This is a genomic window from Streptomyces rubellomurinus, assembly GCF_000961885.1.
GTDB classification, from domain to species: Bacteria; Actinomycetota; Actinomycetes; order Streptomycetales; family Streptomycetaceae; genus Kitasatospora; species Kitasatospora rubellomurina.
The window spans coordinates 39,234-63,577 of the sequence record NZ_JZKH01000041.1; the positions used below are offsets into that span (position 1 = coordinate 39,234).

Here is a 24,344-nt window from a genome sequence, read left to right on the forward strand (position 1 = left end):
CCGTTGGTGGTGTCGGTTCGGGTCCTACGTGAAGCCCTGGGTGACGCCCTGCTCGTTCTTCCCGTACGTGTCCAGGGCGGCGTCCACGCCCTCGCGCAGGCCGTGGGCGAGCTTGGACGTCCGGCCGATGCCGACGTGCCAGTGGTGCTCGAAGCCCTTGCAGGCGGAGTCCAGGCGTTCCGTCCCCAGCTGCTTCCCCTTGCCGAGGTCCTTCAGGCGTTTCGCGGCCGAGCCCATGCGCTCGCCGCATTCGCCCAGTTGCCTGGAGACCGATCTCATCCGGTCCAGGTCGATCGTGAAGTGCTCGGCCAACTCCCCGCCCTCTCAAGGCTGGTGCCGCTCGTGCTCGGAGCCTCCAAAGTAACCCGGAAACCAAGGGAGTTCGCACCGGCAATATCAACTGATAGGCATTCCTCGGAACATGAGAAGCAATTGGGAACGCAAAGGGGAGGTATACCGGAAACCTCCGGCACACCTCCCCTTTCGAGCCCGGGAGCTACGGGCGGCGCCCGATCACGCCGGACCGGCGACCACCGCGATCGGCGTCGTCACCGGCGTACCCGAACCGTCCCGGCGCGGGTCCCGCTCCGGCAGGTCCACCGGCGCGCCCTTCGCCGTCGCCGCCCGCGCCGGCACCGCACCCGCCCAGGCGAACGCCAGACCGTCCTCGCCCCGCAGGAACCGCTGGCAGCGCACACCGCCCGTCGCCCGGCCCTTGCGCGGGTACAGCTCGAACGGCGTCACCTTCCACGACACCTGCTCGTCACCCGCGAGCGTCCCCGAAGCCGCCGCCACCGAGACCACCACCGCGTCCGCCGCCGGGTCCACCGCCGTGAACGACAGCACCCGCGCGCCGTCCGACAGCTTGATGCCCGCCATGCCGCCCGCCGGACGGCCCTGCGGACGGACCTGGCCCGCCGGGTACCGCAGCAGCTGCGCGTCCGAGGTGATGAAGACCAGGTCCTCCTCACCGGTGCGCAGTTCCACCGCACCCACCAGCTCGTCACCCTCCTTGAGGGCGATCACCTCGAACTCGTCCTTGTTCGCCGGCCACTCCGGCACCACCCGCTTCACCACGCCCTGCACCGTGCCCAGCGCCAGACCCGGCGAGGACTCGTCCAGCGTGGTCAGCCCCAACACCCGCTCCCCGGCCTCCAACCGCAGGAACTCGCCCACCGCGGCACCGCCCGCCAGCGTCGGCGACGGCGTCGGCGGCAGCGCCGGCAGATCGATCACCGGCAGCCGCAGCACCCGGCCCGCCGACGTCACCACACCCACGTCCGCCCGCGCCGTCGCGTGCACCGCCGACACGATCACGTCGTGCTTCGCCCGCTTCTCCGACACCTCGAACGGCTCCCCGTCCGCCGTCCGCGCCAGCAGGCCCGTCGACGACAGCAGCACCCGGCACGGATCGTCCGCCACCTCCAGCGGCACCGTCAGCGCCGCGGCCGGCGCCGCCCCCGCCTCCAGCAGCACCGTGCGCCGCTCGGTGCCGAACTGCTTCGCCACCGCGCCCAGTTCGGACGACACCACGCTGCGCAGCCGCGCGTCCGACTCCAGGATCTCCGTCAGCTCCGCGATCTCCGCCGTCAGCTTCGCCTTCTCCGCCTCCAGCTCCACCCGGTCGAACCGGGTCAGCCGGCGCAGCGGCGTGTCCAGGATGTAGCCGGTCTGCGTCTCCGACAGCGAGAAACGCTCCATCAGGCGCTCCTTCGCCTGCTGCGCGTTGTCACTCGACCGGATGATCGCGATGACCTCGTCGATGTCGACCAGCGCCACCAGCAGGCCCTCGACCAGGTGCAGCCGCTCCTCGCGCTTGCGGCGACGGAAGTCGCTGCGCCGGCGCACCACCGTGAACCGGTGGTCGACGTAGACCTCCAGCAGCTCCTTCAGACCCAGCGTCAGCGGCTGCCCGTCCACCAGCGCCACGTTGTTGATGCCGAAGGTCTCCTCCATCGGCGTCAGCTTGTACAGCTGCTCCAGCAGCGCCTCCGGCACGAAGCCGTTCTTCACCTCGATCACCAGCCGCAGCCCGTGCTCGCGGTCGGTCAGGTCCTTGACGTCCGCGATGCCCTGCAGCTTCTTCGCGTTGACCAGGTCCTTGATCTTCGAGATGACCTTCTCCGGGCCGACGTTGAACGGCAGCTCCGTCACCACGATGCCCTTGCGGCGGGCCGACACCGACTCCACCGTCGCCGTCGCCCGGATCTTGAACGTGCCGCGGCCCGACTCGTACGCGTCCCGGATGCCCGACAGGCCCACGATCCGCCCGCCGGTCGGCAGGTCCGGCCCCGGCACGAACCGCATCAGCGTGTCCAGGTCCGCGGCCGGGTGCTTGATCAGGTGCCGCGCCGCCGCCACCACCTCGGACAGGTTGTGCGGCGGCATGTTCGTCGCCATGCCGACCGCGATGCCCGTCGCGCCGTTCACCAGCAGATTCGGGAACGCGGCCGGCAGCGCCAGCGGCTCCTGCTCGCTGCCGTCGTAGTTCGGGCCGAAGTCGACGGTGTCCTCGTGGATCGACTCCACCATCGCCATCGACGCCGCCGTCAGCCGCGACTCGGTGTAGCGCATCGCCGCCGGCGGGTCGTCGTTGCCCAGCGAACCGAAGTTGCCGTGCCCGTCGATCAGCGGCAGCCGCATCGAGAACGGCTGCGCCATGCGCACCACCGAGTCGTAGATGGACTGGTCGCCGTGCGGGTGCAGCCGGCCCATCACCTCGCCCACCACGCGGGCGCACTTCACGTGCGCGCGGTCCGGGCGCAGGCCCATCTCGTTGGCCTGGTACAGGATCCGCCGGTGCACCGGCTTCAGACCGTCCCGCGCGTCCGGCAGCGCACGCGAGTAGATCACCGAGTAGGCGTACTCCAGGAAGGAGCCCTGCATCTCGTCCACGACGTCGACGTCGAGGATCCGCTCCTCGAAGTCTCCGGGCGGCGGGGTCTGCGAACTGCGGCGGGCCATCGCGGCGGGGCTCCCTTACGTGTCGCTGGCGGTGTGCTCGATCGAAAATCGGTCGGTCACGGTCGGACCCGGTCCGAACCGGCCGCGAGCCCCGTCAACAGGGCGCGGCGCCCCCATTGTGGACCCTCGCACCGACACTCCCGGCCAGCGCCCCTCTTCCGCCCCTGGCGAACGCCCCGTCCGCGCGGACACGAACGCACCCCTCACGCGTTGCACCACAATGGGGGACGCCACACGAACCCCCGACATCGACGACGGGAAGGACCCGAGCGCATGGCCAACCCGGCCCCCGCCTCCCCCCGAGGCATCGCCATCACCGAGCACCGCCTGGCCAACGGCCTGCGCGTCGTCCTCTCCGAGGACCACCTCACCCCGGTCGCCGCGGTCTGCCTCTGGTACGACGTCGGCTCCCGCCACGAGGTCGCAGGCCGCACCGGCCTCGCCCACCTCTTCGAGCACCTGATGTTCCAGGGCTCCGCCAACGTCTCCAACAACGGGCACTTCGAACTCGTCCAGGGCGCCGGCGGCTCGCTCAACGGCACCACCAGCTTCGAGCGCACCAACTACTTCGAGACCATGCCCGCCCACCAGCTGGAGCTCGCCCTCTGGCTGGAGGCCGACCGCATGGGCTCGCTGCTCGCCGCCCTCGACGACACCTCCATGGAGAACCAGCGCGACGTCGTCAAGAACGAGCGCCGCCAGCGCTACGACAACGTCCCGTACGGCACCGCCTTCGAGAAGCTCACCGCGCTCTCCTTCCCCGGCGACCACCCGTACCACCACACCCCCATCGGCTCCATGGCCGACCTCGACGCCGCCACCCTCGACGACGCCCGCGCGTTCTTCCGCACCTACTACGCGCCCAACAACGCCGTCCTCTCCGTCGTCGGCGACATCGACCCCGAGCAGACCATCGCCTGGGTCGAGAAGTACTTCGGCAGCATCCCCGCCCACGACGGCAAGCAGCCCCCGCGCTCCGGCGAACTCCCCGACACCATCGGCCGCGAGATCCGCGAACAGCTCCACGAGGACGTCCCCTCCCGCGCCCTCATGGCCGCCTACCGGCTCCCGCACGACGGCACCCGCGAAGCCGACGCCGCCGACCTCGCCCTCACCATCCTCGGCAGCGGCGAATCCAGCCGCCTCTACAACCGGCTCGTCCGCCGCGACCGCACCGCCGTCGCCGCCGGCTTCGGCCTGCTCCGCCTCGCCGGCGCCCCCAGCCTCGGCTGGCTCGACGTCAAGACCTCCGGCGACGCCACCCTCGACCAGATCGAGGCCGCCGTCGACGAGGAGCTCGCCCGCTTCGCGGCCGAAGGCCCCACCCCCGAGGAACTCGAGCGCGCCCAGGCCCAGATCGAGCGCGAATGGCTCGACCGGCTCACCACCGTCGCCGGCCGCGCCGACGAACTCTGCCGCTACGCCGTCCTGTTCGGCGACCCCAAGCTGCTCAACGACGCCCTCCCCAAGGTCCTCGACGTCACCGCCGAAGAGGTCCGCGCGGTCGCCGAGGCCCGGCTCCACCCCGACAACCGGGCCGTCCTCGCCTACGAGCCGACCGCCGACGCCGTCGTCGGCACCGACGCCACCGACGACTCCGACGCCTCCGACGACACCGCTGCCACCGAAGAGGAGGGTGCCGCCGTATGAGCACCGACTACGTCCCCGCGATGACCTTCCACCCCCAGCCGCAGCCCGGCACCCCCAGCCCGTGGGCCTTCCCCGCCCCCGAGCGCGCCACCCTCGGCAACGGCACCACCGTCCTGCACTGCCACCGGCCCGGCCAGCAGCTCGTCGCCGTCGAGGTCCTCCTCGACGCCCCGCTCGCCGCCGAACCCGAAGGCCTCGACGGCGTCGCCGCCATCCTCGCCCGCGCCCTCAGCGAAGGCACCGACACCCTCACCGCCGAGGAGTACGCCGCCGAACTCGAACGCGCCGGCGCCACCCTCGACGCCCACGCCGACCACCCCTGCATCCGGGTCTCCCTGGAGGTCCCCGCCTCCCGGCTCCAGCGCGGCCTCACCCTCCTCGCCGACGCCCTGCGCGCCCCCGCCCTCCCCGAGGAGGAGATCGAGCGCCTCGTCGCCAACCGCCTCGACGAGATCGTCCACGAGCAGGCCAACCCCGCCCGCCGCGCCGTCAAGGCCCTCTACGCCGAACTCTTCGACACCGCCGACCGGCTCTCCCGGCCCCGCGCCGGCACCGCCGACACCGTCAAGTCGATCGACCGCGCCGCCGTCCAGGCCTTCTACCAGGCCCACGTGCGCCCGGCCACCGCCACCGTCGTCGTGGTCGGCGACCTCACCGGCACCGACCTGCCCGCCCTGCTGGAGAGCACCCTCGGCACCTGGACCGGCACCCCCGCCCAGCCCGCCGAACTCGCCCCCGTCACCGCCGACGACCGCGGCCGCGTCCTCATCGTCGACCGCCCCGGCTCCGTGCAGACCCAGCTGCTCATCGGCCGCATCGGCCCCGACCGCCACGACCCCGCCTGGGCCGCCCAGATCCTCGGCACCTACTGCCTCGGCGGCACCCTCACCTCCCGCCTCGACCGCGTCCTGCGCGAGGAGAAGGGCTACACCTACGGCGTCCGCGCCTTCGCCCAGCCGCTGCGCTCCGCCGCGGACGGCAGCGGGCGCGCGCTGCTCGCCATCAGCGGCTCCGTCGACACCGCCTCCACCGCCCCGGCGCTGGCGGACACCTGGACGATCCTGCGCACCCTCGCCGCCGAGGGCCTCACCGACGCCGAGCGCGACGAGGCCGTGCAGTTCCTGGTCGGCGTCGCGCCGCTGAAGTACGAGACCGCGGGCTCGGTCGCCGGCACCCTGGCCGACCAGGTCGAGCAGCACCTGCCGGACGACTACCAGGCCGAGGTCTACCGGCAGCTCGCCGAACTGCCCACCGCCGCCGCCACCGAGGCCGTCGTCGCGGCCTTCCCGCCGGAGCGCCTGGTCACCGTCCTGGTCGGCGACGCCGCCGAGATCGCCGACGACGTGCGGGCGCTCGGCATCGGCGAGGTCACCGTCGTCAGCTGACGCGCCCTCTTCCCGGCCCGGTGGAGCACCCGCTCCGCCGGGCCGGACGCATTCCTGACCACGAGCGCTGCTAAATCCGTTGCGGGTGCGAGCCGTTCCGTGGATAGATGTTCCCCGACGCACAGAGCGTGCGAATCGCGGATGCAGCGAAGGGAGGCGGTCACCATGCGGGTCGAGCGAACCATACGACGCTCCCCACGGTCGTACCTCCCCTGCTCCGCCCCGGCCGCCTGAGCGCGCCCACCCCCTGAACTTCCCCGAGCCGCACCGGGATTCGATGCGCGCGGCACTCCTTCGTGTGAACCACCCGACCTATGGAGGTCGTTCGACCATGACGTACACCGAGGTACCCGGCGTCCGGGTCCCGATCCGGATGTGGACCGACCCGGCGACGGTCGAGGGCGCGGCCATGCAGCAGCTGCGCAACATCAGCTCCCTGCCCTGGCTGCACGGCCTCGCCGTGATGCCCGACGTCCACCTGGGCAAGGGCGCGACGGTCGGCTCCGTCATCGCCATGAAGGGCGCGGTCTGCCCGGCGGCGGTCGGCGTCGACATCGGCTGCGGGATGAGCGCGGTGAAGACCTCCCTCACCGCCAAGGACCTTCCGGACGACCTGTCCCGCCTGCGCTCCAAGATCGAGCAGGCCATCCCGGTCGGCCGCGGCCTGCACACCGACCCGGTCGACCCGACCAAGCTGCACGGCTTCCGCGCGGCGGGCTGGGACGACTTCTGGCACCGCTTCGACGGGGTGGCGGACGAGGTCAAGTGGCGCCGCGAGCGGGCGATGCAGCAGATGGGAACGCTTGGCGGAGGAAATCACTTCATAGAAGTATGTGTTGATTCCACCGGCGTGGTGTGGCTGATGCTGCACTCCGGGTCGAGGAACATCGGCAAGGAGTTGGCGGAGCACCACATGGGCGTCGCCCGGTCGCTGCCGCACAACCAGGGCCTGGTCGACCGCGACCTCGCGGTCTTCATCGCGGACACCCCGCAGATGAACGCCTACCGCCAGGACCTCTTCTGGGCGCAGGAGTACGCGAAGCACAACCGGGCCCTGATGATGGGGCTGTTCCAGGACGTCGTCCGCCGCGAGTTCGCCAAGGCGAAGGTCGTGTTCGACGAGGTCATCAGCTGCCACCACAACTACGTGGCGGAGGAGCGGTACGACGGTGTCGACGTGCTGGTGACCCGCAAGGGCGCGATCCGGGCCGGCAGCGGCGACTACGGGATCATCCCGGGCTCGATGGGCACCGGCTCCTACATCGTCCGCGGCCTGGGCAACAAGGCGGCGTTCAACTCCGCCTCGCACGGCGCCGGCCGCAAGATGAGTCGCACCGCCGCCAAGAAGCGGTTCACCACGCGTGACCTGGCCGAGCAGACCACGGGCGTGGAGTGCCGCAAGGACAGTGGCGTCGTGGACGAGATCCCGGGCGCCTACAAGAACATCGACAAGGTCATCGAGCAGCAGAAGGACCTGGTCGAGGTGGTCGCCCACCTCAAGCAGGTGGTCTGCGTGAAGGGCTGACCGAAAGCCGGTCGGGGTGCCGCCACGGTGTGGCGGCACCCCGACCGGGTGCGTGCTGGGGGCCTCAGGCCGCGGCGGGGAGCTCGTCGAGGCCTTCCTGGACGAGCTTGGCGAGGCGGTCGAGGGCGTCGTCGGCGTTCTCGGCGTCGGAGGCGAGGACGACCTCCTCGCCGCCCTGGGCGCCGAGGCCGAGGAGGCCGAGCATCGAGGCGGCGTTGACGGGGTTGCCGCCCGGCTTGGCGATGGTGATCGGCACGCCGGTGGCCGTGACGGCCCGGACGAAGACGGAGGCGGGACGGGCGTGCAGGCCCTCGGCCCAACCGATGGTGACGCGGCGCTCAGCCATGAGACGTGCCTTTCCGGTGAAGCTGGTCACGGCCGTGCTCTGGGGGGAGCCGGGGGGAAAGCGGCCGTGTTGTCTAGACCAGTGTTGCACGCAGGCGGCCCCCGTGAGCCGCCGCGTTCAGGAGTTGTGATTGTTTCTTTTCGGGGCATAAGGCCCGGTCGCAGGCCCTGTCCACGCCTCGTCCACCCTGCCGCGAGCACGCGTCCGGCGCCATTCGGCTCGCCGCCGGATAACCTGACGATCGTGGACGACTCCGCGGCAGCGACCCCCGACCAGCCGGACTACCCGCAGCACTGGGAAGCCGACATCCTGCTGCGTGACGGCGGTACGGCGCGGATCCGGCCGATCACTCCCGGCGACGCCGAGCGGCTGGTCGAGTTCTACGGCCACGTCTCCGAGCAGTCCAAGTACTTCCGCTTCTTCGCCCCCTACCCCCGGCTCTCCGACAAGGACGTCCGCCGCTTCACCCATCACGACTTCGTGAACCGGGTCGGCCTGGCCGTGGTGATCCGGGACCGCTTCATCGCGACCGTCCGCTACGACCGGATCGACGCCGAGGGCCGCCCGTCCGAGACCGGCACCGACGCCGAGGTGGCCTTCCTCGTCCAGGACGCCCACCAGGGCCGTGGCGTCGCCTCCGCCCTGCTGGAGCACATCGCCGCGGTCGCGCAGGAGCGCGGCATCCGGCGCTTCCAGGCGGAGGTGCTGCCGGAGAACCGCAAGATGGTGAAGGTCTTCACCGACGCCGGCTACACCCAGCACCGCAGCTTCGCGGACGGCGTGGTGCACCTGGAGTTCGACCTCGAACAGACCGAGCGCTCGCTCGCCGTGATGCGCGCCCGCGAGCACCGCGCCGAGGCCCGCTCGGTGCAGCGGCTGCTCACCCCGCGCTCGGTCGCGGTGATCGGGGCCTCGCGCAACCCGCAGACCGTCGGCCGAGCCGTCCTGCGGGACCTGCTGGGCAGCTTCGACACCGAGTTCGAGAGCCGCTACGAGCCCAAGGACGCCCCCCGCGCCGTGTACGCGGTGAACCGCAACGCCCCGCCCGGCACCGAGCTGGACGGCATCCCGGTGCACCGCTCGATTCTGGACATTCCCGGGCCGGTCGACCTGGCCGTGATCACCGTCCCGGAGGGCGCCGTCCCGGCGGCCGTCGCCGAGTGCGGCGCGCACGGCGTCCAGGGCCTGGTGGTGCTGACCGCCGGGTACGCGGAGACCGGCCCGGAGGGCCGGGACCGGCAGCGCGCGCTGGTGCGCCAGGCCCGCGCGGCCGGGATGCGGGTGATCGGCCCGAACGCCTTCGGCCTGATCAACACCGACCCGGACCTCCCGCTGAACGCCTCGCTCGCCCCGCACCTGCCGGAGCGCGGGGGCTTCGGCATCTTCTGCCAGTCCGGCGCGATCGGCGTGGCCCTGCTGGAGGCGGCCCACCGGCGCGGCCTCGGCGTCTCCTCCTTCGCCTCGGTCGGCAACCGGGCGGACGTCTCCGGCAACGACTTCCTGCAGTACTGGGCGGAGGACGAGGCCACCGAGGTGGTGCTGCTGTACCTGGAGTCCTTCGGCAACCCGCGCAAGTTCACCCGGATCGCCCGCCGGCTGGCCGCCGCGAAGCCGGTCGTGGTGGTCAAGGGCGCCCGGCACACCGGCAGCCTGCCGCCCGGGCACGCCGTCCCGGTCACCGCCAGCGGGCTGCGCGACGCGACCGTCGACGCGCTGTTCGAGCAGGCCGGCGTGATCCGGGTGGCGACCATCACCGAGCTGTACGACACCGGCGAGCTGCTGGCCCAGCAGCCGCTGCCGCCCGGGGACCGGGTCGCCGTGGTCGGCAACTCGGACTCGCTGGGCCTGCTCACCTACGACGCCTGCCTGAGCGCCGGCCTGCGCCCCCGCACGCCCGTCGACCTCACCACGGCCGCGACCGGCGAGAACTTCCGGATCGCGCTGGACGTCGCGCTCGCCGACCCCGCCGTGGACGCGGTGATCGCCGTCGCCATCCCGCCGATCGGCACCTCCGCGCACGCCTTCATGGGCGGCCGGCTGACCGGCCCGGACGATCCCGAGATGGGCTCGGACGATCCCGAGATCGCCGCCGCCCTGCTCGAAGCGGGCGTCCGCGCAAGGGAGTTGGGCAAGCCCCTGGTGCTCGCCCACCTGGCGCTGACCGATCTGCCGGTGCGGCTGCGCCCCGGCGGCGTGCCGGCGTTCGCGGCGCCCGAGCGCGCGGTGCGCGCCCTCGCGAACGCCGTGCACTACGCGCAGTGGCGCCGCCGCACCGCCGAGGCGGAGGAGACGGCGCGTGTCCCCGAGCTGGACCGGATCGACGAGCCGGGCGCCCGCGCCCTGGTCGAGGCGGCGCTGAGCACCCGCGCCGCGACCGCCGCCCGCACCCAGCCCGGCGGTGCCCGGATCACCCTGCCGGACGCCGAGGCCCGCGCGCTGCTGGCCCGCTACGGCATCGACGTCTCGCCCACGCTGCCCGCCCCGGACGAGCGGACGGCCGTCGAGGCGGCGGCCGCGCTCGGCTACCCGGTGGCCCTGAAGGCGACCGCCCCGCACCTGCGCCACCGCCCCGACCTGGGCAGCGTCCGGCTGGACCTCACCGACGAGGCGGGCCTGCGCCGCGCCCACGGCGAGCTGGACTCGCTGCTCGGCGGAGCGGCGCAGGCCGAGCTGGTGGTGCAGCGGATGGCGCCGCGCGGCGTGGACACCGTGATCGGCGCCACGGTCGACCCGGCGGTCGGTGCGATCCTCTCCTTCGGCCTGGCCGGCGCCCCCGCCGAACTGTTGGGCGACCTCGCGCACCGGCTGGTTCCGGCCACCGACCAGGACGTGGCCGCGCTGGTCCGCGAGGTGCGGGCGGCGCCGCTGCTGTTCGGCTGGCGCGGGGCCGAGGCGGTGGACACCGGCGCCCTGGAGGAGCTGCTGCTGCGGGTGTCGCAGCTGGTGGACGACGTGCCGGAGATCGCCTCGGTGGACCTCGAACCGGTGGTCGTGGCCCCGCACGGACTGGCGATCCTGGGGGCGCGGGTGCGCATCGCGCCGCTGCCCGTGCGCAGCGATCTGGGCCCGCGCGCGATGAGCACGCTGTAACCTTCCTTGGTTGTGCCCCGCTCGCGGGCGCCTGTTGTCCGAAGCTCGGCGCCGTGCCGCCCGCTTCGTCGGCGGACCATGCCAGGATGGAGTTATGGCGAAGACCGGTACCACCACCACTCAGGACCTGCGCTCGGCGATCGAGCGCAGCGGCTACTACCCGGCCCTGGTGTCCGAGGCGGTGGAGTCCTCGGTGGGCCCCGAGCCGATCAGCTCCTACCTGGTGCACCAGGAGACCACCTTCGACGCGAACGAGGTGCGTCGGCACGTGACGGTGCTGGTGCTGACCCCGACCCGTTTCGTGGTGAGCCACACCGACGAGCAGTCGGGCGCCGAGGGCAGCCCGGCGGTGCCGTACGCCACGACGTCGACGGAGAGTGTGCGGCTGGACCGGATCGGTTCGGTCGTGGTGAGCCGGATGGTGGCGAACCCGGAGACGTACACGCCGGGGACGCTGCCGCGCGAGGTCGTGCTGACCATCGGCTGGGGAGCGGTGCAGCGCCTGGACCTGGAGCCGGCCGGCTGCTCGGACCCGAACTGCGAGGCGGACCACGGCTACACCGGTTCGGCGACGGCTGACGACCTCTCACTGCGGGTGAGCGAGGCCGGTGACGGCCCGGAGACGGTGGCCCAGGCGCTGGCCTTCGCCCGGGCGCTGTCCGACGCGACGATCGACAACGGCCCCCGGGCCTGACCACCGCGCCGCCCGATCGGCCCGTCGCGGCCCGCCCGGTCGCGGCCCGTCCGATCGCCGCGCTGCCCGGTCGCCGTACCGCCAGAGCTTCCGCCCGCTACGAATCCGGTTCCATGTCCTTCGCTTCCGCCGACGGCTACGACGCCTTCGAGATCCTTGACCCCGCCACGGCCCCCGCGCCCCCCTACGGCAGCGGTTCGCTGTGCGACCTGCTGCCCTCGGTGGCGGCGGGCCTCGGCGTGCCGGGGTTCACCGCGACGCTGCCGATCGCCCCGGCCGACCGGGCGGTGGTGTTCCTGGTGGACGGCCTGGGCTGGGAGCTGCTGCTGCGCCACCCGGAGTACGCGCCGTTCCTGTCCTCGCTGGTCGGCAGCTCGCTGGGCGGCACCGGCCGTCCGCTGACCGCGGGCTTCCCGTCGACCACGGCGACCTCGCTGGCCTCGGTCGGCACCGGCACCCCGCCCGGCCTGCACGGGCTGGCGGGGTACACGGTGGCGGTGCCGGGCGCCGGCTACCTGATGAACCAGCTGCGCTGGCAGCCGCACACCGATCCGCAGGCCTGGCAGCCGTACCCCACGGTGTTCGAGCGCACGCACGAGGCCGGGGTGGCGACCGCGCAGGTGTCCTCCCCGCTGTTCGCGCAGACGCCGCTGACCAGGGTGGCGCTGTCCGGCGGCAGCTTCCTGGGCCGGACCACCGGCGAGGAGCGGATGGACCTGGCGGCCTCCTGGCTGGCCGAGCACGACCGGGCGCTGGTGTACACCTACGTCAGCGAGCTGGACGGCGCCGGCCACCGCTTCGGGGTGGACTCCGACGAGTGGCGGATGACCCTGGACGCGGTGGACCGGCTGGCCCGCCGGCTGGCCGAGCAGCTGCCGCCGCGCTCGGCCATGTACGTGACCGCCGACCACGGCATGATCGACATCGCGCCGGAGGACCGGATCGACTTCGACGAGGACTGGGAGCTCGGCGCCGGCGTGGCCCTGCTGGGCGGCGAGGGCCGGGCCCGGCACGTGTACGCGGTGCCGGGTGCGGCGGCCGACGTGCACACGGTGTGGAGCGAGGTGCTGGGCGACCGGATGTGGGTGGCCACCCGGGACGAGGCGATCGCCGCGGGCTGGTTCGGCCCGGTGGTGGACGAGCGGGTGTACGGGCGGATCGGCGACGTGGTCGCCGCGGCGCGCGACGACATCGCGATCATCGCCTCCCGCAACGAGCCCGGCGAGTCCGCGATGATCGGCCTGCACGGCTCGATGACCCCGGTCGAGCAGTTCGTGCCGCTGCTCGAAGTCCGCGGCTGACCGTGTCCGCGACCCTGCGCCCGAACCCCCTTGATGTGAAAGGCCTTTGCTCCACCCATGGCTGAACTGGTGTTCTTCTCGGGCACGATGGACTGCGGCAAGTCGACGCTGGCGCTGCAGATGGACCACAACCACACGGCGCGCGGCCGGCAGGGGGTCATCCTGACCCGCAACGACCGGGCCGGTGCCGCGACCATCTCCAGTCGGCTGGGCCTGCGGGCGGAGGCGGTCGAGGTGACGGACGACTTCGACTTCCACGCGCACGTGGTGCACCGGCTCTCGGCGGGCGGCCGGGTGGATTACCTGATCTGCGACGAGGCGCAGTTCTTCGCCGCCGAGCAGGTCGACCAGCTGGCCCGGGTGGTGGACGAACTCGACATCGACGTCTACACCTTCGGCATCACCACGGACTTCCGCACCCGGCTGTTCCCCGGTTCGCAGCGGCTCATCGAGCTGGCCGACCGGGTGGAGGTGCTGCAGGTGGAGGCGTTGTGCTGGTGCGGCGCGCGGGCGACCCACAACGCCCGGACGGTCGGCGGGGTGATGGTGGTCGAGGGCGCCCAGGTGGTGATCGGCGACATCTCGGTGAGCGAGGACGAGGTCGGCTACGAGGTGCTGTGCCGCCGCCACCACCGCCGCCGGCTGACCGCCGCGACCGCCCGCGCCTCGGTGCTCTCCCCGGACGTGCTGCCCTTCGAGGACCAGCAGGTCTAGGAGGCAGGCCCTCAGCCGGTCTCCAGGACGGAGAAGTGCCCGCCCTGCGGGTCGGCCAGTCGGGCCGCGCGGCCGCGCGCGGTGCGGTGCGGCTCGACCAGGACGCGGCCGCCTAGCGCGACGGCCTGACGGGCCGTCAGTGCGGCGTCGGAGACGGCGAAGTGGGTGCGCCAGCGCGGCGGGTGGCCGCGCAGGTCGGCGTGGTGCCGCAGGCCCGCCGCCGGGCGGCCGTGGACGAGCAGCGCGGACTCCTCGGCGCCGGGCCGGACGGGCCGGTCGAGCACGGTGGCGTAGAAGGCGGCGGCGCCTTCGGTGTCGGGCGTGAGCAGTTCGGACCAGGCGGGCTCGCCGGGTGTGCTGCCGGCCTCCCGGCCGGGGTGCTCCTCGCCCTGCCAGAGGCCGAAGACGGCGCCGGAGACGTCGGCGGCGATGGCCATCCGCCCGGCGCGCTCGGCCTGGAGGGGCCCCACGGCGACGGTTCCGCCGCATTCCCGGACGAGTTGGGCGGTGCGGTCGGCGTCGTCCACGGCGAAGTAGGTGGTCCACTGCACCGGGAAGCCGGTGGCGGTGGAGACGCCGAGACCGGCGACCGGTTCGCCGTCCAGCTCGGCCCGTACGTAGGCGCCGAGTTGGCCGGGGCCGGGGGTGTACGTCCAGCCGAGCAGGTCGCCGTAGAAGGCGCGGGCGCCGGGCAGGTCGTCGGTCAGCAGGCTGACCCAGCAGGGCGTGCCCTGGGCCAGTCGGAGTTCCACCGCGGGCAATGCGGGCCTCCTCGTGGGTGGTTGGCGCGCGGAAATCCTCGCGCGCGAGGGTGATGCTTCCACCCTGGCGCGCGCCCAACCCTCGGGCCGCGCGGAAAGTCCGGCAAAGAGCGCACAAAGAGCGGCGCGTCGGGTGCGCCCCGCCCGGAAGGGGTCCGGACGGCACGCCCCGGGCCCGGTGCTGCGCGACAATGGCCGGCATGACCACCTTCAACGACGGTTCTCCGCTGATCTCCGCGGCCGAGTTGGCGCGGGCGCTCGGCTCGGCCCGCCCGCCGGTGCTGCTGGACGTGCGCTACCAGCTGGTCGGTGCCGTGCCGGGCGGCCCGACCGCCGCCGAGGAGTACGCCGCCGGGCACCTGCCCGGTGCCCACTTCGTCGAGCTGGACCGGGACCTCGCGGCCCCGCCCGGTGCCCCCGGCCGGGGCGGGCGGCATCCGCTGCCGGATCCGGAGGAGTTCGGCGCGGCGATGCGCCGCTTCGGGGTGAGCGGCGACCGCCCGGTCGTGGTGTACGACGGCGCGGCCTCGATGGCGGCGGCTCGCGCGTGGTGGCTGCTGCGCTGGGCGGGGCACCGGGACGTCCGGGTGCTGGACGGCGGCTTCGCGGCCTGGCGGGCGGCGGGCCTGCCGGTGACGGCCGAACTGCCGGAGCCGGCCGAGGGCGACTTCAAGCCGGTGCCGGGGCAGCTGCCCACGGTGGACGCGGACGGCGCCGCGGCCTGGGCCCGCGCCGGTCTGCTGCTGGACGCGCGGTCGGGCGAGCGCTACCGGGGCGAGACGGAGCCGGTGGATCCGAAGGCCGGGCACATCCCGGGCGCGGTGTCGGCGCCGACCGCCGAGAACGTGGGCCCGGACGGGCGGTTCCGGCCGGCCGTCGAGCTGGCGGCCCGGTTCCGCGCGCTGGGCGCGGGGGAGCGGGAGACGGCGGTGTACTGCGGTTCGGGCGTGACGGCGGCGCACCAGATCCTGGCGCTGGAGGCGGCGGGCCTGTCCGCCACCCTGTACCCGGGCTCGTGGAGCGAGTGGTCGAGCGACGAGAGCCGCCCGGTGGCGGTGACGGAGCAGCCGGGCTGACCCCGGGACCGGTGAACGTCGGGACGGGTGAACGGCGGGACCGGTGAACGGTGAAGGGGCGGGAAGCCGATGGCCTCCCGCCCCTTCACCGTTCGTCCTGCTACTCCTGCTTCTTGCGCCGGCTGCCGAAGACGATCTCGTCCCAGCTGGGCACGGTGGCCCGCCGGCCGGGCCGGACGCCGTCCGCCTCGGCCTGCCGGTCGGTGGTGCCGACCAGTCGCTCGCGGTGCGGGGCGACGGCGCGCGGCATCAGGATGTCGGCGTAGGCCGAGCCCGCGCCGACCGCCGGGGCGGCGGCCGCCGCGGCCGGTTCCTCGTTCTCCTCGGCGACCTCGGCGGGCACCGGTTCGATCGGGGTGGGGCCGCCGACCGCGAGGTCGCCGCGGAAGGCGGGCACGACGTCGAGCAGGCTGGTCAGCGAGTCCCGGGACTCGGCGGTGGCCTCGCGCGACTCGCGGACCTCGCGGGCCGACATGATGCGGTCGGCGGAGGGCCGGTCGATCATCGGGCGGGGCGGCCGGTCCTGGGGGAGCCGGGCGATCCGCGGGATGAACGGGAAGACCGATTCCTCCTCGCGCTCGACGTTCTCGCCGATCAGCGCGCGGGCCTCGTCGTCGTTGGGCTGGACCAGGCGGCGGGGCGGGTCGTACGTCCAGGAGGCGCTGCGGCCCTCGCCGTCGGCACGGTAGGAGAGGATGACCTCCCAGGTGCCGTCGTCGCGCCGCCAGGAGTCCCAGCGTTCGGTGTCCTTCTCGGCGCCGCGCAGCGCGAGCCGCTCGGCGACGGCCTCGCCGAGCTGCGGCCCGGTGGTCTCGCCGCCCCGGCGGATGGCGGTCTTGCGGGCGCGCTCGGCCATGAAGGCGCGCTCGGCGAGGACCGGGCCTTCGAAGCGGCGGACCCGGTCGACCGAGATGCCGGCGGCCTGGGCGACCTCCTCGGCGGAGGCACCGGCTCGTATCCGGGCCTGGATGTCCCGGGGGCGCAGGTGGCTCTCGACCTCGATCTCGATCTGGCCGAGGCGCGGCCGGTCGCCGCGGATGGCGGCGCGCAGCCGCTCGTCGATGGGGAGGGTGTACTCCGTGCTGTCGGCAGCCTTGAGCACCAGCCGTGTCCCGTCGTTGCTGACGGCCACAACCCGCAGTTCGGGCACGGTTACCTCCCGGGTGGTGCCTGCCGACGTCACCTGCGTCGCTGCTCCCGTACTGAGTGTGGCCTGCCCGTTGGCGACTGGCCACAACCTTGCTGAGTTCCCCGGCGTGTCGGGCTCACGCCCGCGCATGCCGCTGTGGCACGGTTGCCTTTTTGCCACGTCATCCGTCGACGTCGCGCCTGGGTGTCCCGGCCGTCCTCGCACACGGAGTGTTCGCGACGATCCGGGACCGGCGTCGCCGTGCGTGCCTGTTCCGTGGCTCTTCGTCAAGCTGCCGGTGTAGGCGCAGTCGACAAGTCGATCCAAGGCTCAGGCCTTACGAACAGTACTCCATTCGTGGCATCCGGAGGGGCGGCTCGCCGCTCAAGTCTCCCGCGATTCACGGGAATCTCAAGAGCGCGCGCCTTCGGTGGCGTACCACCGGCGGATGAACGGTGATCATCTTCACACAATCCGGAGGCGGAGAACCGCATTTTCGCCCCTTGTGTCCTTCTTTGGGCAAGATGGAGTGACTTGTTCGAAGGGACAGTCGTACGGACCGAGGGATGTTGATGCCGGAGCGGAGCCCCGCCGAGGAGGGCGGCAAGGACGAGCGCAAGCGGATCGATCTGAGTGTGGCTCAGGTCGCGGCGAGCGCGTTGGCCGCGGTGGTGGGGGCGGTGCTGGCCTCCGAACTCGGGGTGTACGGCACGATCATGGGCGCCGCGGTGGTGAGCGTCGGGGCGACCACCGGCGGCGCGGTGTTCCAGCACCTGTTCCGGCGGACCGGCGAGCAGCTGCGCGACGCGGTGGACCGGGGGCCGAACCAGACCGCGAACACGCTGCGCCAGGTGCCGGCCGAGCCCGAGGTGCCACCGGCGATCTCGGCGGAGTGGAACGAGCCGCAGGTGGTGCGGGCCCGGCGGCGGTGGACGTGGAAGTCCTACGCCGCGGTGTCCGGCCTGGTGTTCGTGCTGGCGATGGTGCCGATCACGGCGTTCGAACTGGCCACCGGGCAGCCGGTGTCCGCGACGGTGAAGGGCGAGTCCGGGAACGGGACGTCCTTCGGCGGCACGGTGACGCCCAGGTCCTCGACCCCGCAGGACGCCCCGGCCGAGCGGCCGTCCTCCCCCGGGGGCGGCGGGCGCGGCCCGGCGGACGCGCCGTCCGGCGGCGCCTCGGCCCCGGCGAGCCCGCGGCCGGGCCGGGAGCCGAGCGGCACCCCGAGCACCGACCCCGGCGGGTCGCCCACGGCGAGCCCGAACCCGAACCCGAACCCGAGCCCGAGCGCGTCGCCGTCCGCCGGCGCCTCCCCGTCCGCGGGCGGCGGGAAGCCCACCGGCGAGGCCACCCCGCAGCCGCCCGTGCCGTCCGGTGCGCCGGCGGACCGGACGGTGGCGCCGGCGCCGACCGCCGCGTCCTGACTACTCGCCGAGGACGCGGCGCAGGTGGTCGTTGCCGAAGACGCGCCGCGGGTCGACCTCGTCGCGCAGGGCGGTGAAGTCGGCGAAGTGCGGGTAGACGCCGGCCAGGTACTCGGCGTCGCGGGTGTGCAGCTTGCCCCAGTGCGGGCGGCCCTGGTGGGCGGTCATCAGCTGTTCGACGCCGGTGAAGTAGCCCTGGTCGGCGGTGCCCCGGTAGAGGTGGACGGCGATGTAGGCGGTGTCCCGGCCGGAGGCGGTGGACAGCCACAGGTCGTCGGCGGGGGCGAAGCGCACCTCGACGGGGAAGCTGACCTTCCAGCGGGAGCGTTCGACCAGGGCCTTCAGTTCGCGCAGCACCTCGGCGACGGCGGCGCGCGGGACGGCGTACTCCATCTCCACGAAGCGGACCTTGCGCGGGCTGGTGAACACCTTGTACGCGGTGTCGGTGAAGCTGCGCTCGGACCAGGCGCGGCTGGCCAGCCCGGCGATGGTCGGGATGGAGCCGGGGAAGCGGCGGCCGACCCGGCAGGCGCCCTCCCAGACGGTGTTGGAGAGGAAGTCGTCCTCCAGCCACTCCTTGAACCGGGGCAGCGGGGCGGCCGGGCCCTGGCTGCGGTTGTTGCGCTTGGTGGAGCAGCGGTCGGTGTGCGGGAACCAGTAGAACTCGAAGTGCTCGTTGACGGCGGTGAGGTCGTCGAGGCGCTCCAGCACCTCGTCGAAGGCCATCGGCTGCTCGTGCGCGGTGAGCAGGAAGGCCGGTTCGACGGCGAGGGTGAGCGCGGTGATCACGCCGAGGGCGCCGAGGCCGAGCCGGGCGCCCTGGAAGAGCCGGGGGTGCTCGGTGGGGGAGCAGGTCCGGACGGTGCCGTCGGCGAGGACGATCTCCAGGGCGCGGATCTGGGCGGCGAGCGAGCCGGAGTCGCGGCCGGTGCCGTGGGTGCCGGTGCTGGTGGCGCCGGCCACGGTCTGGACCTCGATGTCGCCCATGTTGGTGAGGGACAGGCCCTCGGCGGCGAGCAGCCGGTTGAGGCGGTGCAGCGGGAGGCCGGACTCGACGGTGACGGTGCCGGCCGCGCGGTCGATCCCGCGGACGGCGGTGAGCGCGTGGGGCCGCAGCAGCAGGCCGTCGCCGGGGGAGGCGATGGCGGTGAAGGAGTGTCCGGAGCCGGCGGCCTTGACGGTGCGGCCCTGGTCGGCGGCGCGCAGGATCTCCTTGGCGAGCTCCTGCGGGGTGCCGGGGGTGGCCGTCCGGGTGGGGCGGGCGCTCTGGTTGCCGGCCCAGTTGGTCCAGCGGGTGGGGGTCGCGGTGCTGGCCTGGGGCATGGCGCTGCCTCCTCCGTCGTGGGGCGGCGGCACGCCGCCCTACCCATGGGTAGGTGGGCCCACGGGTAGGGCGAGAGATTAGTCAGCTCACCGTTCGGCGTCTACGGGTTGTGCCCCGGGGGCGTCCGCCCCCTGGTCGGTGAGCCCGGCGCGCAGCCGGCCGAGGCCGGCGAGGGCGGCGAGCACGCCGAGGACGCCGGCGGTGAGCGGCACCCAGTAGCCGGCGGCGGCGCCGGAGGCGTCGACCACCCAGCCGGCGGCGGAGGAGCCGACGGCGACGCCGAGGGCGAGCCCGGTGGTGGTCCAGGTCATGCCCTCGGTCAGCTGGGCGGCCGGGACGAGCCGTTCGACCAGCGCCATCGCGCTGATCAGGGTGGGGGATATGGCGATGCCGGCGACCAGCAGCGCGGCGCCGACCGCGACCAGCCCGCCGATGCCGTGCACCGCGTGGGCGACCAGGACCAGCGGCACCATGCTGACCGCCATGAACACCACGCCGCCGAAGAAGCGCACGGCGAGCGAGCCGGTGAGCTTGAGGGTGCCGTAGACGACGCCGGCCAGGCAGGAGCCGAGCGCCCAGAGGGCCAGGACCACGCTGGAGATCGACTTGTGCCCCTGGGCCTCGGCGAAGGCGACGGTGACGACCTCGACCGAGCCGAAGATCGCGCCGGTGGCGACGAAGGTCAGGATCAGCACCTGGAGGCCGCGGTTGAGGATGACCGAGCCGCCCTCGTGCCGGGCGGCCGGGTGGACGGGCGGCTCGGTGGAGCGCTGCCCGGCGAACAGCAGCACGCCGAGGGCGAGGAAGATCCCGGCGAGCAGCACGCCGGCCTCGGGGAAGACGGAGGTGGCCAGGCCGATGGAGAGGATCGGGCCGACGATGAAGCAGACCTCGTCGACGACGGCCTCGAAGGAGTAGGCGGTGTGCAGCCGGTCGGCGTCGTCGCGGTAGAGGTGGGCCCAGCGGGCGCGGACCATGGCACCGGTGCTGGGCATGACGCCCATGCCGGCGGCGAAGACGAACAGCGTCCAGTCCGGGGCGTCCAGTCGGGCGCAGAGCAGCAGGCCGACCACGGAGGCGATGGTGAGCGCCATGGCGGGGACGATGATCCGGGCCTGCCCGTGCCGGTCGACCAGCCGGGAGACCTGCGGTCCGAGGACGGCGGCGGAGACGGCCAGGGTCGCGGAGACCAGGCCGGCGACCCCGTAGGAGCCGCGCAGCTGGGACAGCATGGTGACGATGCCGATCCCGGTCATGGAGATCGGCATCCGGGATATGAAGCCGGTGGAGGAGAACGCCAGGGTGCCGGGGGCGGCGAAGATCCGGCGGTAGCTGGAGAGCACGGGGGAGCTCCGGACGGGGAGGGTAAGGAACGATGCTGGTAAAGACAGCTTACGTACGTTGGCAAACAGTATTTTCCGGACAGCCCGCGCGGTCCCGGCGACGGCGCCCGGCCCCTCAGTGGCAGGATCGGTGCCATGTCCGACGCGCGCAAACCCTCACCGTCCGGCGCCGCTCCCGCTGCGACACGGCCGTACGACGCCCTGCTGCTGCTCTCCTTCGGCGGGCCCGAGGCCCCCGAGGGCGTCGTCCCGTTCCTGGAGAACGTCACCCGGGGCCGGGGCATCCCCAAGGAGCGGCTGAAGGAGGTCGGCCGGCACTACTTCCTGTTCGGCGGGGTCAGCCCGATCAACGAGCAGAACCGCGAGCTGCTCGCCGCGCTGCGCAAGGACTTCGCCGAGCACGGGCTGGACCTGCCGGTGTACTGGGGCAACCGGAACTGGGCCCCCTACCTGGTGGACGCCCTGCGGGAGATGGCCGCGGACGGCCACCGCCGGATCGCCGTGCTCGCCACCAGCGCCTACGCCGGCTACTCGGGCTGCCGCCAGTACCGGGAGAACCTGGCCGACGCGCTGGCCGCGCTCGCCGAGGAGGGCGGGCCGGCGCTCACCGTCGACAAGCTGCGGCACTTCTACAACCACCCCGGCTTCGTCGAGCCGATGATCGACGCCACCCTGGCCGCCCTGGACGAGCTGCCCGAGGCCGTCCGCCCCGGCGCCCGGATCGCCTTCACCACCCACTCCATCCCGGAGGCGATGGCCGAGGCCTCCGGCGCCCCGGACGACCCGGCCCGCGGCCGCCCCGGCGGCGCGTACGTCGCCCAGCACCTGGACGTGGCCCGGCTCATCGCCGCGGCCGTCGCCGAGCGCACCGGCGTCGCCGACCGGCCGTGGGAGCTGGTGTACCAGAGCCGCAGCGGCGCCCCGCACATCCCGTGGCTGGAACCCGACATCTGCGACCACCTGGCGGCGCGGCACGCCGAGGGCGCGCCCGCCGTGGTGATGGTCCCGATCGGCTTCGTCTCGGACCACATGGAGGTCAAGTACGACCTCGACACCGAGGCCGTCGCCAAGGCCGCCGAACTCGGCCTGCCGGTGGCCCGCGCCGCCACCGTGGGCGCCGACCCGCGGTTCACCGCCGCGGTGCGCGAGCTCGTCCTGGAGCGGGCCGCCACCGAGCGCGGCGAGCGCGTGACCCGCTGCGCGCTGGGCGCCCTCGGCCCCAGCCACGACGTGTGCGCGGTGGCCTGCTGCCCCAACCCGCGCGCCCCGCGCCCGGCCGTCGCCGAGCGCTGACACCCGCCCCGCCGTACCGTCCGCCGCACAGCACCGCACCGCACCGCCGCACCGGAGGAGAACCCCCGTGACCGCCCCCGCCCTGCCCGACGACCGGCTCCTCGACGACCTGCTGGACGTCGCCCTGGACGCGGCCCGGCAGGCCGGCGCCCTGCTGCGCGACGGCCGCCCCGCCGACCTCGGCGTGGCCGGCACCAAGAGCAGCCCGGTCGACGTGGTGACCGAGATGGACCTCGCCTCCGAGAAGCTCGTCCTGGAGCTGATCACCGAGCGCCGCCCCGAGGACGGCTACCTCGGCGAGGAGGGCGCCGAGCGGCCCGGCAGCAGCGGGGTGCGCTGGGTGGTCGACCCGCTCGACGGAACGGTCAACTACCTGTACGGGCTGCCCTCCTGGGCGGTCAGCGTGGCCGCCGAGCTGGACGGCCGGGCGGTCGTCGGTGTGGTCTACGCCCCGGCGCGCGAGGAGCTGTTCCACGCCGTCCTCGGCCGGGGCGCCCGGTTGAACGGCCGGCCGGTCTCCACCCGCCCGGCGCCGCCCTGGGGCCAGGCGCTGATCGGCACCGGCTTCAACTACGTGCAGTCGGTGCGGGTGCGCCAGGCCGAGGTGCTGCTGGCGCTGATGCCCGAGGTGCGGGACGTCCGCCGGGCCGGGGCCGCCGCCGTCGACCTGTGCGACGTCGCCGCCGGGCGGCTGGACGGCTACTACGAGCGCGGCCTCGCCCCCTGGGACCGCGCGGCCGGCTGCCTGATCGCCACCGAGGCCGGTGCCCTGACCGGCGGCCGCCCCGGCCACGGCCCGGACGGCGACCTGACCGTGGCCGCCGCCCCGGGCGTGTACCAGCCGCTGCAGGAGCGGCTGGCCGCGCTGCGCGCCTGGGCGGACTGACCCGCCGCACCCGGGGGGGCGTCTGCGGCATGCGAAGAGCCCTGGCATACGGGGGGTGCCAGGGCTTGGGGTTTCGCACGGCCCCCACAGGGCCGCAGGTGCCGGAGGACCGGCGTCGGGTCAGGCGGCGGTGCGGTGGCGCTCCAGCACGGTGTCCACACCGTGCTCGGCGGCCAGCCGGCGGAGGTCGTCCAGCTCGGACTGCTCCACCTCGGCGAGGAACTCGTCCCCGGCCTCGATCGCGCGGTGCAGGTCCTGCTCCGCGTTGGCTATGCGCTGCAGGATTCCGGCCTTGAAGGCGTCCATACGGGCCCCCTTACTGTGTCGGACGTGCACGGTCGTGCGCTCTCCGCCCCGAGATGGTGGTCCAGCCGGTGAATGCGCCCGGGCCGAAGCGGTGGATCTCCGGTCGGACGCGGAGACGGCGCTCGGCCGCTCCCGGTGACGTCCCAGCCCCAGGGCCGGCGCGGATGAACGCACGGCGGGTGGGTGCGATCGGCTGACGGCCAGATCGCGGGTGTGCAGCTGTCCTCCCCGCCCCCGGGGCCGGGAAACCTCCCGGCGCGAGAAAGTTGCCCGGGTCACAGTCCAAGCGGAACGGTCCCGGCACGAACGGTCACCGTCCGGGGTGCACGCTCCGTGCCTGCGAGGCAGCTTATCGCTGCTTTACCGCCGGACCAGGCAGGATGGGGGGCACCGTCGGAGCCGCGCGTCCGCTTCCGGGGCCGGCCTGGAGAAGGGACAACGACCGTGCGGGTTCTCGTCGTCGAGGACGAGCAGCTGCTCGCCGAGGCCGTCGCCACCGGCCTGCGGCGCGAGGCGATGGCCGTCGACGTGGTGTACGACGGGGAGGCCGCGCTCCAGCGCATCGCGGTCAACGACTACGACGTGGTCGTCCTGGACCGCGACCTGCCGCTGGTGCACGGCGACGACGTCTGCCGCAAGGTCGTCGAGCAGGGCCTCGCCACCCGGGTGATCATGCTGACCGCCTCCGGCGACATCAGCGACCGGGTCGAGGGCCTGGAGATCGGCGCCGACGACTACCTTCCGAAGCCGTTCGCCTTCAGCGAACTCGTCGCCCGGGTGCGGGCGCTGGGCCGCCGCGCGACCATCCCGCTGCCCCCGGTGCTGGAGCGCGCCGGCATCTCGCTCGACCCCGGCCGGCGCGAGGTGATCCGGGACGGCCGGACCGTCCAGCTCGCCCCCAAGGAGTTCGCCGTCCTGGAGGTGCTGATGCGGGCCGGCGGCGCCGTCGTCTCCGCCGAGCAGCTGCTGGAGAAGGCCTGGGACGAGCACACCGACCCGTTCACCAACGTCGTGCGCGTCACCGTGATGACGCTGCGCCGCAAGCTCGGCGACCCGCCGGTGATCGTCACCGTGCCGGGCTCCGGCTACCGGATCTGACCACGGAGTCCGCCCCCCCGGCGCACTCCCCGTCG

The 24,344-nt window shown here is 73.6% G+C and carries 20 protein-coding genes; 12 read left to right on the forward strand and 8 right to left on the reverse strand.

Features of this window, described 5'->3' with window-relative positions; all coding sequences use genetic code 11:
• Nucleotides 1–24 precede the first annotated feature (24 nt).
• Together VM95_RS20500 and VM95_RS20505 are read right to left on the reverse strand one after the other, a co-directional pair.
• Nucleotides 25–312: a hypothetical protein gene (locus VM95_RS20500; RefSeq protein WP_045698937.1), complete on the reverse strand. Its 288-nt coding sequence runs from the start codon at nt 310–312 to the stop codon at nt 25–27.
• Nucleotides 313–513: 201 nt separating this feature from the next.
• Nucleotides 514–2,964, reverse strand: a complete 2,451-nt coding sequence (locus VM95_RS20505) for a DNA gyrase/topoisomerase IV subunit A (RefSeq protein WP_045698939.1) — start codon at nt 2,962–2,964, stop codon at nt 514–516.
• 273 nt (nt 2,965–3,237) lie between these two features.
• On the opposite strand from VM95_RS20505, the gene VM95_RS20510 reads away from it, so the two are divergent.
• The 3 genes from VM95_RS20510 to VM95_RS20520 all read left to right on the forward strand — a co-directional run bounded on the left by VM95_RS20510 (nt 3,238) and on the right by VM95_RS20520 (nt 7,524).
• Nucleotides 3,238–4,614, forward strand: coding sequence for a M16 family metallopeptidase (locus VM95_RS20510; protein ID WP_045698941.1), 1,377 nt, complete (start codon nt 3,238–3,240; stop codon nt 4,612–4,614).
• Nucleotides 4,615–4,634: 20 nt separating this feature from the next.
• A complete protein-coding gene (locus VM95_RS20515) occupies nt 4,635–5,999 on the forward strand; it encodes a M16 family metallopeptidase (protein WP_107073025.1) in 1,365 nt (454 codons plus the stop codon).
• Between the two features lie 331 nt (nt 6,000–6,330).
• Nucleotides 6,331–7,524 carry an RtcB family protein gene (locus tag VM95_RS20520; RefSeq protein WP_045698944.1) on the forward strand — a complete coding sequence of 398 codons (1,194 nt, stop codon included), beginning with the start codon at nt 6,331–6,333 and terminating at the stop codon, nt 7,522–7,524.
• Nucleotides 7,525–7,588: 64 nt separating this feature from the next.
• On the opposite strand, the gene VM95_RS20525 is transcribed toward VM95_RS20520, so the two are convergent.
• Entirely contained in the window at nt 7,589–7,870 is a 282-nt protein-coding gene (locus tag VM95_RS20525; protein WP_045698946.1) for an HPr family phosphocarrier protein, read from the reverse strand.
• Between the two features lie 243 nt (nt 7,871–8,113).
• Between VM95_RS20525 and VM95_RS20530 the strand changes: the two genes are divergently transcribed.
• The 4 genes from VM95_RS20530 to VM95_RS20545 all read left to right on the forward strand — a co-directional run bounded on the left by VM95_RS20530 (nt 8,114) and on the right by VM95_RS20545 (nt 13,669).
• On the forward strand, nt 8,114–10,960 hold the full coding sequence (locus VM95_RS20530; protein WP_063773533.1) for a bifunctional acetate--CoA ligase family protein/GNAT family N-acetyltransferase: 2,847 nt from the start codon (nt 8,114–8,116) through the stop codon (nt 10,958–10,960).
• A 94-nt stretch (nt 10,961–11,054) separates the two neighbouring features.
• The gene (locus VM95_RS20535) at nt 11,055–11,654 is read left to right on the forward strand and encodes a DUF5998 family protein (RefSeq protein ID WP_045698948.1); all 600 of its coding nucleotides are present in this window, start codon (nt 11,055–11,057) and stop codon (nt 11,652–11,654) included.
• A gap of 113 nt (nt 11,655–11,767) precedes the next feature.
• On the forward strand, nt 11,768–12,955 hold the full coding sequence (locus tag VM95_RS20540) for an alkaline phosphatase family protein (RefSeq protein ID WP_045698950.1): 1,188 nt from the start codon (nt 11,768–11,770) through the stop codon (nt 12,953–12,955).
• Nucleotides 12,956–13,012: 57 nt separating this feature from the next.
• A complete protein-coding gene (locus tag VM95_RS20545) occupies nt 13,013–13,669 on the forward strand; it encodes a thymidine kinase (protein ID WP_045698952.1) in 657 nt (218 codons plus the stop codon).
• Nucleotides 13,670–13,680: 11 nt separating this feature from the next.
• On the opposite strand, the gene VM95_RS20550 is transcribed toward VM95_RS20545, so the two are convergent.
• On the reverse strand, nt 13,681–14,421 hold the full coding sequence (locus tag VM95_RS20550; RefSeq protein WP_341846023.1) for a VOC family protein: 741 nt from the start codon (nt 14,419–14,421) through the stop codon (nt 13,681–13,683).
• 209 nt (nt 14,422–14,630) lie between these two features.
• Here VM95_RS20550 and VM95_RS20555 point away from each other — a divergent pair, with 209 nt between their 5' ends.
• On the forward strand, nt 14,631–15,506 hold the full coding sequence (locus VM95_RS20555; RefSeq protein WP_107073026.1) for a sulfurtransferase: 876 nt from the start codon (nt 14,631–14,633) through the stop codon (nt 15,504–15,506).
• A gap of 100 nt (nt 15,507–15,606) precedes the next feature.
• Here VM95_RS20555 and sepH read toward each other — a convergent pair whose 3' ends face one another.
• On the reverse strand, nt 15,607–16,689 hold the full coding sequence (sepH, locus tag VM95_RS20560) for a septation protein SepH (RefSeq protein WP_078860244.1): 1,083 nt from the start codon (nt 16,687–16,689) through the stop codon (nt 15,607–15,609).
• Nucleotides 16,690–17,207: 518 nt separating this feature from the next.
• Here sepH and VM95_RS20565 point away from each other — a divergent pair.
• Nucleotides 17,208–18,059 (forward strand): hypothetical protein, encoded by an 852-nt coding sequence (locus tag VM95_RS20565; protein WP_208615495.1) that lies wholly within the window; start codon nt 17,208–17,210, stop codon nt 18,057–18,059.
• Here VM95_RS20565 and VM95_RS20570 read toward each other — a convergent pair whose 3' ends face one another.
• Nucleotides 18,060–19,382 carry a D-arabinono-1,4-lactone oxidase gene (locus tag VM95_RS20570; protein WP_045698959.1) on the reverse strand — a complete coding sequence of 441 codons (1,323 nt, stop codon included), beginning with the start codon at nt 19,380–19,382 and terminating at the stop codon, nt 18,060–18,062.
• An 87-nt stretch (nt 19,383–19,469) separates the two neighbouring features.
• Entirely contained in the window at nt 19,470–20,726 is a 1,257-nt protein-coding gene (locus VM95_RS20575) for an MFS transporter (protein ID WP_107073024.1), read from the reverse strand.
• A 135-nt stretch (nt 20,727–20,861) separates the two neighbouring features.
• Between VM95_RS20575 and VM95_RS20580 the strand changes: the two genes are divergently transcribed.
• A complete protein-coding gene (locus VM95_RS20580) occupies nt 20,862–22,019 on the forward strand; it encodes a ferrochelatase (RefSeq protein ID WP_045698961.1) in 1,158 nt (385 codons plus the stop codon).
• Between the two features lie 67 nt (nt 22,020–22,086).
• A complete protein-coding gene (locus VM95_RS20585; RefSeq protein ID WP_045698963.1) occupies nt 22,087–22,905 on the forward strand; it encodes an inositol monophosphatase family protein in 819 nt (272 codons plus the stop codon).
• A gap of 120 nt (nt 22,906–23,025) precedes the next feature.
• Here the strand turns inward: VM95_RS20585 and VM95_RS20590 are convergent, their stop codons facing one another.
• Nucleotides 23,026–23,211 (reverse strand): hypothetical protein, encoded by a 186-nt coding sequence (locus tag VM95_RS20590; RefSeq protein ID WP_030057688.1) that lies wholly within the window; start codon nt 23,209–23,211, stop codon nt 23,026–23,028.
• Between the two features lie 444 nt (nt 23,212–23,655).
• On the opposite strand from VM95_RS20590, the gene VM95_RS20595 reads away from it, so the two are divergent.
• Nucleotides 23,656–24,309 carry a response regulator transcription factor gene (locus VM95_RS20595; protein WP_030057689.1) on the forward strand — a complete coding sequence of 218 codons (654 nt, stop codon included), beginning with the start codon at nt 23,656–23,658 and terminating at the stop codon, nt 24,307–24,309.
• The last annotated feature ends 35 nt before the right edge of the window (nt 24,310–24,344 follow it).

Excerpts from the sequence above, each read along its gene's own strand:
- VM95_RS20535 (WP_045698948.1), top strand. The coding sequence starts at position 11,055 with ATGGCGAAGACCGGTACCACCACCACTCAGGACCTGCGCTCGGCGATC.
- VM95_RS20565 (WP_208615495.1), top strand. The coding sequence starts at position 17,208 with ATGCCGGAGCGGAGCCCCGCCGAGGAGGGCGGCAAGGACGAGCGCAAG.
- VM95_RS20555 (WP_107073026.1), top strand. The coding sequence starts at position 14,631 with ATGACCACCTTCAACGACGGTTCTCCGCTGATCTCCGCGGCCGAGTTG.
- VM95_RS20520 (WP_045698944.1), top strand. The coding sequence starts at position 6,331 with ATGACGTACACCGAGGTACCCGGCGTCCGGGTCCCGATCCGGATGTGG.
- VM95_RS20570 (WP_045698959.1), bottom strand. The coding sequence starts at position 19,382 with ATGCCCCAGGCCAGCACCGCGACCCCCACCCGCTGGACCAACTGGGCC.
- VM95_RS20580 (WP_045698961.1), top strand. The coding sequence starts at position 20,862 with ATGTCCGACGCGCGCAAACCCTCACCGTCCGGCGCCGCTCCCGCTGCG.
- VM95_RS20540 (WP_045698950.1), top strand. The coding sequence starts at position 11,768 with ATGTCCTTCGCTTCCGCCGACGGCTACGACGCCTTCGAGATCCTTGAC.
- VM95_RS20545 (WP_045698952.1), top strand. The coding sequence starts at position 13,013 with ATGGCTGAACTGGTGTTCTTCTCGGGCACGATGGACTGCGGCAAGTCG.
- VM95_RS20505 (WP_045698939.1), bottom strand. The coding sequence starts at position 2,964 with ATGGCCCGCCGCAGTTCGCAGACCCCGCCGCCCGGAGACTTCGAGGAG.
- VM95_RS20515 (WP_107073025.1), top strand. The coding sequence starts at position 4,635 with ATGACCTTCCACCCCCAGCCGCAGCCCGGCACCCCCAGCCCGTGGGCC.
- VM95_RS20510 (WP_045698941.1), top strand. The coding sequence starts at position 3,238 with ATGGCCAACCCGGCCCCCGCCTCCCCCCGAGGCATCGCCATCACCGAG.
- VM95_RS20525 (WP_045698946.1), bottom strand. The coding sequence starts at position 7,870 with ATGGCTGAGCGCCGCGTCACCATCGGTTGGGCCGAGGGCCTGCACGCC.
- VM95_RS20590 (WP_030057688.1), bottom strand. The coding sequence starts at position 23,211 with ATGGACGCCTTCAAGGCCGGAATCCTGCAGCGCATAGCCAACGCGGAG.